Source organism: Lysinibacillus parviboronicapiens (assembly GCF_003049575.1).
Lineage (GTDB): Bacteria > Bacillota > Bacilli > Bacillales_A > Planococcaceae > Lysinibacillus > Lysinibacillus parviboronicapiens.
In genome coordinates, this window is record NZ_PYWI01000056.1 from 1 (window position 1) to 9,701 (window position 9,701).

Below are 9,701 nucleotides of genomic sequence, written 5' to 3' on the forward strand. Positions count from 1 at the left end.
TGATGGCAATTCATTAGAACTAATAACACCATTAGATATGGAACTTCCTGATAACGAAAAAATGATGACGTTGGTAGATTGGAAAAAGAAACACATGAAATAAACAACGCTTACTTATCAGTGCCTTGTTCATGAGGTTGGCCATGAGGCTGGATTAGGTCATACGCAAGAAAAGAATAATAGTGATGCTGTTATGAGAGCAACGGGTTTTAACCGTAAAGCATATCCTTTAGCTGATGATAAAGCAGGGATTAAAGCTAAATATTGATATTATGTTAAGAATAGAAAGGAGAATAATAAATGAAAAAAAGAAAACTTTTATTTTCTACTGTATTATTTTTGATACTTGGGATTTTTCTTGTTTCTGTAGGATATTTTAAAGAAGAAACAAATGCAAGTAAAAATGTATCAGATAATTTTCCTTCGGAGCAAAAAAGAATAGAGGTTGAAGCAAAAACTGATGGTTTTGTTGATCTAAATGATTTAACTGAAAAGTCGCCTATTATTGTTAAAGGCGTAAGGGGAGAAGATATTAGAACCGAGGTCTATACATCTAAAGTAAATGGATCTGTTAATGGTGGGTATACAGTGGGGGATTTTAAAATTACTGAGGTTATTAAAAATGAAGTAGATAACGTAAAAATAAATCTAGAAAATCCAATTCCCGTAGCCTAGTTAAATTTTGAATCTGAAGGTACTATTTATAGTGTTAACGGATATGAAAAAATGAATCAAAATTTTGTTCAACAAACGGGCCAATTAATAAAGTAATTCATTGTGAACATATGAGTAATATGAAATAATTCCTGACAAATTGATTGGAGGAGTAAAAATGCAAGGCTTTAAACGCTACTGCTCGTTTGCAATTCTTATCTTGTTGTTAACCGGGTGTGTGGATGTGGAAAAAGATAAAACGTCCTCAAATGCGAAAATAACTATTGAACCATATAACATGAGTGAAAAAGAAAGTCTGCTTATTAGCAAATCGGGAGTAGGGCATATTGAATTTTTTAAACTAAATGGCACTTTAGCTGAAGATGATGATTTGCAAATCTCAGTGGAAGTATTTGAAAAAGGTAAGTTTAAAGAAGAATTGCTAAAGACCTGGGATGACCCCGAAAAAAATTATAAAGATATCCTCATTTCATTTGGAATAAGTGACTTTAACGATGAAGTTCGTCCTTTAAAATTGATATCTGGCATACCTTCTGGGCTTGCTACAACGAATTATTCAAATAACATGACGTCTTCTTCTTTCAGTAATTTAGTAGGCGAAAAGGTTACTTTAAAGAAAAACAAACCTGTTTATTTAGCGGCATGGCTAGGCACTACAAAAAATGAGCTGCGTTCTGTAGGAAGTGAAAATGGCGAATTGCCTGCCGGCATTGAAGAAGCTGAGCTCGCATTTTTATACAGAGTATTATGGACTGATAAGGAAAAGAATTAACATTAGCAGTGTAATCGGAATAAAGAGATACCAGTCCTGGCATTATATATTGGGTTATTCAATTAACGGGCGCGATTGTTTAATCAGCGTCTCTGTTCTTATTAAACTCCCATGAAAGAACGTAATAATCTTTCATTTTCTGTGGTGTAGTGTTGATTGTACGCGACATGGATGGCTAACGGGGGGCATTAATTGAACAGAGAAACATTTATTATGGTGTTTCTCTGTTTTATATATACTAAAAATATTTCTGATAAAATCCCTTCCTAATATTTCCACTTAGTTGTGCATAAATCCGAGTAGTTTCACTTTTTTCATGCCCCATTAAATTTTGAATTACTTCAATGGGTGCACCATTATTATAGAGGGAGGTTAGTTGAAGAGTGTTGTTTAAATTGTGTTCAACAATAGGGCAATATTATTGAATAACAATTTTTTAAAATATGTTACCAAAACGACGCTTTGGGAACTTTAAGTTTCAGCATTTTAATACGTGAATATACTAAAATGGACTTGAATTAACACAAGGTTTATTGTTATCTTTGTAGAATCTAATTACTATAATAAATTGCGGTAAAATTTCAATTATATAAAGGGAGTGTAAAGGTGGACCAATTACTTTGGATAACTATTGGTTTCATAATAATTGGATTTGTTGTTCTCACTTCTATGAAAAAAGATATGGAAAGTAAGGTCGCTTTTATAAAAGCAAATATGGAAGACGAGGAGAATTCATCAAAAGCTAAATCCGTAATTTGGTGGATATGGAGTACCACTGCTTGGGGGATAGTGAGTATGTTTCTTGTTGTTTGGTGTTTTCATAATCACTTCGGATAACTGTTGGCTTCAAATGTGCTAAAAAAACAGGGTACTTTTGTATTAATTGTCTGAAGTATTACTGTAATGTCTATTCTTGAATAATAAATACTATATACATTATAAATTCAATAAACGTTCCCAAATGAAAGTTTGGAAAGAGACCGAAATTCAAGAAATGCTGTTAAACCAACATTTCTTGGATTTTACTTTGAATATTGTTTATACAGCTATTTATGCAAATAAATAAACAGGGCTACGATAGTACTTTTCCAGATTATGCAGAGTGTGTTATCTGAATAAAAACCTGTATATTTGACGCTTTAAAACTGCATTTTTTATCGCTTCTATACTTCAATTACAGGCGTTTAATTGAATATCGATCTTCAACAATAGGGCGCTTTGCTTGAAGAACATAAAGTTGCATATGCAGCTCTTTTTTTCTTTATTAAACTAACGGAGCAATTTAGTTGAAGAATCTTTGGTTCATACAGTGATAATGGTAAAAGAGGCTGATCTTAGTGACGAGCCTCTTGAATTATTGAATTCTATCAAAGAATACTATTGATTATTACTACTGTCTGTATGCTCAATAATTTTCTTCTTCATTTTTTTTACTTCCGTTTGACTATAAAAATAAAATAACAGCCAAACAAATGTAAAAATTAATACATTAAATAGCAACAATAGGATAGTTAGTTTTATCGAAAATGTAGGAATCCATTTTAAAGAAAAGGCAACAACTATAAAGGTACCTATAGCTATAAAAAAATGACAAGCACTTTGTTGTAAGAATGTTAAACGTTCTATTCTATAGATGTATGAAGGGAGTATACAAGCAATTCCAACAATAATTGATCCTAATACTTGTTGAGGAAAAGTAGCCATAACAGCATCTAAAAACAAATCTCCTTTAATCCAATATCCAATAAGATTAACAGTAACAAAAACTGTACATCCCATACTTATACCGAATCCTAAACTCTTGAAAATGTTCATGTAACTATACCCCCAAACGCTCTTTAAATGTTTTTTTATAATTACGAGAAATCACTTCTTTTATTCCTAAAATAAGCTCAATTTCCATTGTTCCATTAAAGGAAGCTTCAATATTTCTGATTTTTCTAGGATTAATTATTGCAGATTTAGAAATCCGGATAAAATCATCACCTAGCTGCTGTTCTAACTCATATAAAGGTTTACTCATAATAACACGATTACCATCGTCGCTATATAGTACTAATTCTTTTCCTTCCGTTCTAATAACAATTACAGTATGAGGTTCGATAATATGTACTTTATTGTTTGCAGTCCCTGTTAAAATTTGTTCATTTTCTTGTTGTAAGAGTGAAATTGCAGCCTGAATAGCTGGTGTTAATTTGGACACGCAAATTGTTATATAGGGTTCATCGATTTGTGTATCAATTTTTATTTCTATCTTCAATTCTATCACCTCTCCCTAAAAATATAGCATAAATTACGATTCGAATAATGCAGGTTATATGTAATAAAAAGCATTTCACCTAAAAATAAAGACATGTTACTCGTAAAGTATTGTTGCTAAACTTTTATGTCGTTATATTTGGCTTTAACAAAAGTAAATTAAACATATAACTCAAGGAGGCAGCTAGTATGAACGAGATAACAACGCTAAAAGAGCGAATTAAGACGACATGGATATTAGTAAGCATATCAAGTATGTTTACAATAAGTGTTATTTATTGGTATATAAATAATCCTAAGAGGTTTATTGAGCATGGATTGGGATATTCACCGGAAATGTTACTTAATTTACCTATGTGGTTTTTCACTTTATTAATTGTTATAGGGTATATCTCCTATACAATGATTGCAATACCTTATGTGAAAAGGAATTTATTAACATTTTCTTGGCTTAAATTAATTGGTATATGGGCTGCTATTGTAAGTGGAATAGTAGAAGAAGTTGTATTTAGACATTTGCTCATGGATTATCTATTATCTATTGGATTATCATATCTTCCACAAGTGTTAATCTCAGGAATTGCGTTTGGGATTGCTCATGGAGCATGGGTATTATTGCGAGGAGAGATAAAAATTGCACTTCCAGCAATTCTTTCAACTACGATCTTAGGTTGTCTTCTTGCTGTACTCTATATTTATACTGGAAGAAGCACCTTTGCACCAATTATAGCTCATGTTTTAATCAATATGGTCATAGAGCCATGGTTAATGTTATCTGCTATTTCAGGGAATTGGAAAATAAATAAAAGTTTAAAGTAATAATTGAGGGAGATGATGAATAATTTCGCCTCGAAATAAAATAACTTTATAGAAAAAAGGCTAGTTAATATACCACCGTTAGCAAATTTGATGGTTTTCAGAACCTATGCCAGAGTAGGGTTCATCGTCTTTCATCTATAAGGCTCAGTTGTATAATCAAGTTCTTCAACTAACGCATAGGCAGCTCTTTTTTTCTTATTGAACTAACGGCGCAGGTTAGTTGAAGAAGGAATTAAAAACTTATGTCTTCAAAGGAACATCTTTGACGCAAAGATTAAAGGCAAATCCATAGACGATTTCCTAAATAATTTTAAAATTTTTGAACGAAATGAAGCATCGCTCCGTCTAATGGTGGAAGGAGGCGAAAAGGATGGAATTTGAAATCGTGCAGCGTGCTATTCGTGGGGATCATCAAGCGATACTTTCACTTATTGAAATGGATGAAGATATTTTATATCGCATGGCTTTTACATATCTGAAAAATGAGCAAGACGCTTTAGACGTGATGCAGGACCTGGTTTACAAGGCACTGAAAAAAATGCATACCGTTAAACAGCACGAATATGCCAGAACATGGCTCGTGCGCGTCTTAATCAATTGTTGTAAAGACCATTTACGAAAACGCCAACCAACCGTTTCAATTAAGGAACATCACCAAGTTGAAAGGGTCATCTACTCTGATATAGAGCGGTTATTGGAACATTTATCCTTGTCGGAGCAGCAACTCGTCTATATGAAATATTTTCAGCAACTAAAAAACAAAGAAATTGCCGAGCTAAATCAAATTCCGGAGGGTACTGTAAAGTCTAAGCTTCATCACGTACTAAAGAAGCTTAGAAACTTCGCTGGAGAAAAGGAGGACTGGCTATGAGTAAACTACCGATTGACGTTCCAAAGGAGAAACTTCAACAAGTTCGGATGGATATGTTTCGTAAAGTTCAACGAGAAAAAAGAGCAAAGAAGCGCATTGTTTCGGTTGCAATAGCCTCTTTGTTTTGCTTAAGCCTTTTATTTTCAATTCGTGTATCTCCTACGATTGCTGGCCATGTTGCAAAAATCCCTGGCTTTCAAGCAATTGTATCAGCGGTTGTAAGAGATAAAGGGATAAAAGATATTGTGGACAATGAATACTATGAAGAAATCAATGTGACGCAGACTAAAAATGGCCTATCGCTTACTTTACAAGGCGTGATTGCAGATACCTCGGGATTTGTACTTTACTATGACGCCGATGCCTCATTTGATATTTCGAAATTAAACTTGGAGGAAGTTCAATTGTTCCAAGGGGATGAAAAAATTAAAGGCGGAGGTTCATTTACAAGCAATCAATCACATCAAACACACATCTTTTCTTCAGTAGAATATGGTTTTTCAGAGCCTTTCGCTTATACTTCAAAGGATTTTAAAGTGGTTTTTCGTTTTTATGAAAAAGATATGGGGAACATTGAAATTACGATACCATTTTCACTACAAAACGAAATCGCAAAGGAGAAAACTATTACTGCGAATCGTACTGTAGATGTCGATGGTCAGAAATTTACGATTACAAAAATTCGCCGTTCTCCATTAAAAACGGCACTCGATATTGAAGTAGACGAAGCGAATACGATGCAAATTTTATCGCTTGATGATATTGCGGTCGAAACGGAAAATGGGGAGCGAAAAGAAGGCATTAAATACGCCATGGCAATGGGCAGAAATATGCACGACGGTAAATTCACGCTATATTTGCAAAGTAATTATTTCCATGATTCAGATTCACTCAAAATATTAATTGGAGCTGTTCATGCCGTTCCAAAGGGCGAGGATTTTATCGAAGTTGATTTTGGCACAAAAGAAGTACTCACGAAGCCCGATTATTTGGATTGGGATATTTCTGTAACACAGCAAAGTGTATCAGTTGCTGCAAAGAAATGGGATGATAGAAGGCGACATACGTTTCTAAATAGCGCTGTTAAAGCAGATGGCACGACGTTAAAATATACAGGTGGCTCGTTCTCAGATGATGACCAGTACCTATTTGCGACGGAAAACTTTGAAAATTATGATGGCAAAGTAAAAATATATCTAAGCTATTACTTCAATCCTATTGGAAAAAATATTGAACTGAATATTCCGTTGAAATAAAGTACAGGTGTTCAAAAAGGCTCTCCTTTTTGAACATCTTTTTAATTTTTCCATACTTGTGGTAATATTCTGTATTGGCTCCGGGTAAAGCCTAACGAATTACATGCTACTAGGTTATCTTGATTACAGTATGTGCTGAAGCTATCGCAATTGGAAATGCAATTTTAAACGGAGAAAGATACTTTGATACAATTGTTGCCGTCAGACGTCCTTATTCTGATGAGAAAAATAGAGAGTTAAGAGTAGTTAGTCCATGTAGGATGTGCAGGGAATTAATTTCATATTTAATATTAGTGTGTAACGAATGGAAATCCATGATGTGGGAAATAATGTAGTTCTCTTTTGAAAATAACAATCAAAATAAAACCGATCAATACGGAGGTAAAAAAATGAATGTCCTTGATTGTATCATTATAGGTGGAGGTCCTTCTGGATTAAGTGCTAGCTTAACTTTAGGAAGGGCTAGGAGAAACATTGCATTATTTGACGATGGAACGAATAGGAATAGAGTGACACAAGCGTCACATGGATTTATTACTCGAGATGGGATAAAACCACAAGCGTTTAAAGAAATAGCGTTAAAAGAGTTGGAGAATTACCCGTCAGTATCATATTTTACTGCAACAGTTACTGAAATCATTAAGGATATAGGTAATGAGCGATTTACTGTCAAAACATCTACTAGTCAGGAATTTGTTTCAGAAAAAATAATACTCGCCACCGGTATTCAAGAAATATTTACTATACCAAGTATAAGAAAGTTTTATGGGAAAAGTCTATTTAGTTGTCCGTATTGTGATGGCTGGGAGCAAAGAGATAAGCCATTAGTGGTTATTGCAGAAAAAGAAGAGCATGTACTGCATTTGACTAAGTTAATTTATAATTGGTCGCAGGATTTGATTGTCTTAACGAATGGCGTTCAATTATCTAAAGAAGGTAAAATAGAGTTACAAAAACACAATATCAAAATCATATCGGAAAAGATAAAAGACTTAATAGGTAAGGACGGTTACTTACAAAAAATAGAGTTTGAAACAGGAGCAACAATTATAAGATCGGGTGGATTTGTTGCCCCATCTTATTATCACCCAAATCAATTTGCTGAGAAGCTTGGTTGTGAAATTCATGAAAATGGAAAAGTTATAACAGATGGTGTTGGTAGAACAACCCAAAAAAACGTATATATTGCAGGGGAAACAGAAAGATCTAAACCATCCTCTTTAATGATTTCAGCTGCTAAAGGTAATAAAGCTGCGGTTTCAGTAAATACTGATTTAACGATGGAACGCTTTTGATTACGTCATAACACCTTCTGCTTCAACTAAATAGGAACTTAGCTAATATAATTAAACACATCAGCGCCAATGTGTTGCCACATATACTCCAAACATTGTGTTAGAGTTAGGATAAGAATTTACGAAGAACGGATTTTGATTTTAGAATTCGTTTTTTCTTGTTGTTTAAAAAGGATTAAAGGTTTTTTTGTTAAAGTTATTGAACTAACGGCACAGCTTAGTTTATAGACTTATGCAACAATCGGGCGCTTTTCTTCAATAAAATCCCTTACTTTTCCCGAATCCCCAATCTATTAAAGAACCCAAAATTTAAAATTGGGTATTTGTGTTGGAAATATAAATGGCTTCTTATTAATTGGGGAACATAAATGCGAATCTGCCTACAATATTAAAAAAGGTAAACTTTTGAGGCACACCACTGCAATAAGACTTATAACGAAATTAAGTTCTTTATATATCCCGTCTAGGGCATATTATGAAACAGTGCTTTAATAAAGGAGTTGTATAAAATGGATGAAAAAAAAGATACAGAAATAAAACGCTCTTCCAAAGCAGAAAACATTTTACCTCAGATCAATAGTAAAACTAAGCTAGGCGACTTACGAAAAATCGCGAAGGACATTAAAAAAGATCACGAACTAGCTATGGAACTTTGGTCAACCGAAGAGTTTTTGCCCAGACTATTAGCAATCTTAATTATGGACAAAAAACTTCTTTCACAAGATGTGCTAAATAAGCTTGATAAGGATATGCAGACTCACACTTTTGATGAGCGAAATAACTTAATGGATTGGTTAATGGCAAATCAGCTCACCAAAGACAAGAAGACAATTGCATGGATGGAGTCATGGGAAAATAGCCCTTGTGCTCTTCAAAGGCGGGCTTTCTGGTATTATCAAGCGCGATTGAGATGGACTGGACAAACACCGCCTGATAACACCGCAGACTTGCTATCTACATTAGAAGCTAATATTACGCAGGAAGAACCGGAAGTTCAATGGGCTATGAATTTCCTCGCAGGCTGGATAGGCGTTTATGATGAAAAGAATCGTGCACGTTGTATTAAACTTGGTGAGAAAACGGGTCTTTATAAAAATGAAATGGTATCAAAGGGCTGTACTCCCAATTATTTGCCGGAGTTCATTGCGATTGAAGTTAACAAACGACATAATAATTAGTTACCTCTGAAAGATTAATTAGGGTTTAATGCAAAAAATAAAGGAATTCAAACCTCAATATGAAAATTGTTATAGGCTTGGACCGAAAAATAAAGAAAACAACGCGTTATGGCAGCTAGTTAGTGAAATATGCAAGGAAGATGTAAAGGATTAACCCACTATCTCTTTTTGATCTGTAGGGCGCTTAACTTTAAGAAGAACAACTTTCCAGCTGCGCAGTACAACGATAATTTTCAATAGAAAAAGAACATTCAACAAACGGGCGCGATTGTTGAATAAGCGTCCCTTTTATTATTTAACTCCCATGAAAGAACGTAATAATCTTTCATTTTCTGTGGTGTAGTGTTGATTGTACGCGACATGGATAGCTAACGGGGTGCTTTACTTGAAGAACATTGAGTTGCATAGGCAGCTCTTTTTTAGTTATTGAACTAAAAAAGCAGTTTAGTTGTAAGCCCGAAATAAAAAAATAAGCGCACCTTTTCGGTACGCACGACGAATGGCCATCTATCTGAAATTATTTCAAATAGATGGCTATTTTGCACATGTCGCTTGAATATTTTTCGACCAAGGCAT

10 protein-coding genes and 3 pseudogenes are annotated in these 9,701 nt (G+C 34.0%); 10 read left to right on the forward strand and 3 right to left on the reverse strand.

Going from position 1 to position 9,701, the window contains the following annotated elements; all coding sequences use genetic code 11:
- Positions 1-130: 130 nt before the first annotated feature.
- The 3 genes and pseudogenes from C9J35_RS24675 to C9J35_RS22345 form a co-directional block, all read left to right on the forward strand.
- Positions 131-268 (forward strand): annotated as a pseudogene (locus tag C9J35_RS24675) (matrixin family metalloprotease); the annotation flags it as partial.
- 32 nt (positions 269-300) lie between these two features.
- Positions 301-675 carry a hypothetical protein gene (locus C9J35_RS22340; RefSeq protein ID WP_107927025.1) on the forward strand — a complete coding sequence of 125 codons (375 nt, stop codon included), beginning with the start codon at positions 301-303 and terminating at the stop codon, positions 673-675.
- A gap of 157 nt (positions 676-832) precedes the next feature.
- The gene (locus C9J35_RS22345; protein ID WP_107927027.1) at positions 833-1,447 is read left to right on the forward strand and encodes a YgaN family protein; all 615 of its coding nucleotides are present in this window, start codon (positions 833-835) and stop codon (positions 1,445-1,447) included.
- A 238-nt stretch (positions 1,448-1,685) separates the two neighbouring features.
- Here the strand turns inward: C9J35_RS22345 and C9J35_RS22350 are convergent.
- Positions 1,686-1,820 (reverse strand): annotated as a pseudogene (locus C9J35_RS22350) (tyrosine-type recombinase/integrase); the annotation flags it as partial.
- Between the two features lie 233 nt (positions 1,821-2,053).
- On the opposite strand from C9J35_RS22350, the gene C9J35_RS22355 reads away from it, so the two are divergent.
- Complete coding sequence (locus tag C9J35_RS22355) at positions 2,054-2,284, forward strand: hypothetical protein (RefSeq protein WP_107927031.1); 231 nt, start codon at positions 2,054-2,056, stop codon at positions 2,282-2,284.
- 540 nt (positions 2,285-2,824) lie between these two features.
- Here C9J35_RS22355 and C9J35_RS22360 read toward each other — a convergent pair.
- Positions 2,825-3,262 carry a DUF3021 domain-containing protein gene (locus C9J35_RS22360; protein WP_107927033.1) on the reverse strand — a complete coding sequence of 146 codons (438 nt, stop codon included), beginning with the start codon at positions 3,260-3,262 and terminating at the stop codon, positions 2,825-2,827.
- Positions 3,263-3,266: 4 nt separating this feature from the next.
- Positions 3,267-3,716, reverse strand: coding sequence for a LytTR family DNA-binding domain-containing protein (locus tag C9J35_RS22365; protein ID WP_235616407.1), 450 nt, complete (start codon positions 3,714-3,716; stop codon positions 3,267-3,269).
- 179 nt (positions 3,717-3,895) lie between these two features.
- On the opposite strand from C9J35_RS22365, the gene C9J35_RS22370 reads away from it, so the two are divergent.
- From C9J35_RS22370 to C9J35_RS22395, 6 genes and pseudogenes are all read left to right on the forward strand, one after another.
- Positions 3,896-4,525 (forward strand): CPBP family intramembrane glutamic endopeptidase, encoded by a 630-nt coding sequence (locus C9J35_RS22370; protein ID WP_054770041.1) that lies wholly within the window; start codon positions 3,896-3,898, stop codon positions 4,523-4,525.
- 370 nt (positions 4,526-4,895) lie between these two features.
- Positions 4,896-5,396: a sigma-70 family RNA polymerase sigma factor gene (locus C9J35_RS22375; protein ID WP_107927035.1), complete on the forward strand. Its 501-nt coding sequence runs from the start codon at positions 4,896-4,898 to the stop codon at positions 5,394-5,396.
- Positions 5,393-6,652 (forward strand): DUF4179 domain-containing protein, encoded by a 1,260-nt coding sequence (locus C9J35_RS22380; RefSeq protein ID WP_107927037.1) that lies wholly within the window; start codon positions 5,393-5,395, stop codon positions 6,650-6,652. Before C9J35_RS22375 ends, C9J35_RS22380 begins: the two co-directional genes overlap by 4 nt.
- 122 nt (positions 6,653-6,774) lie before the next feature.
- A pseudogene (locus C9J35_RS22385) lies at positions 6,775-6,933 on the forward strand (cytidine/deoxycytidylate deaminase family protein); the annotation flags it as partial.
- Positions 6,934-7,041: 108 nt separating this feature from the next.
- On the forward strand, positions 7,042-7,947 hold the full coding sequence (locus tag C9J35_RS22390; RefSeq protein ID WP_107927041.1) for an NAD(P)/FAD-dependent oxidoreductase: 906 nt from the start codon (positions 7,042-7,044) through the stop codon (positions 7,945-7,947).
- Between the two features lie 509 nt (positions 7,948-8,456).
- Positions 8,457-9,125, forward strand: coding sequence for a DNA alkylation repair protein (locus tag C9J35_RS22395; RefSeq protein ID WP_107927043.1), 669 nt, complete (start codon positions 8,457-8,459; stop codon positions 9,123-9,125).
- Positions 9,126-9,701 lie beyond the last annotated feature (576 nt).

Coding starts and splice junctions, on each gene's coding strand:
- C9J35_RS22340 (WP_107927025.1), top strand. CDS start 301: ATGAAAAAAAGAAAACTTTTATTTTCTACTGTATTATTTTTGATACTT.
- C9J35_RS22345 (WP_107927027.1), top strand. CDS start 833: ATGCAAGGCTTTAAACGCTACTGCTCGTTTGCAATTCTTATCTTGTTG.
- C9J35_RS22360 (WP_107927033.1), bottom strand. CDS start 3,262: ATGAACATTTTCAAGAGTTTAGGATTCGGTATAAGTATGGGATGTACA.
- C9J35_RS22370 (WP_054770041.1), top strand. CDS start 3,896: ATGAACGAGATAACAACGCTAAAAGAGCGAATTAAGACGACATGGATA.
- C9J35_RS22375 (WP_107927035.1), top strand. CDS start 4,896: ATGGAATTTGAAATCGTGCAGCGTGCTATTCGTGGGGATCATCAAGCG.
- C9J35_RS22380 (WP_107927037.1), top strand. CDS start 5,393: ATGAGTAAACTACCGATTGACGTTCCAAAGGAGAAACTTCAACAAGTT.
- C9J35_RS22390 (WP_107927041.1), top strand. CDS start 7,042: ATGAATGTCCTTGATTGTATCATTATAGGTGGAGGTCCTTCTGGATTA.
- C9J35_RS22395 (WP_107927043.1), top strand. CDS start 8,457: ATGGATGAAAAAAAAGATACAGAAATAAAACGCTCTTCCAAAGCAGAA.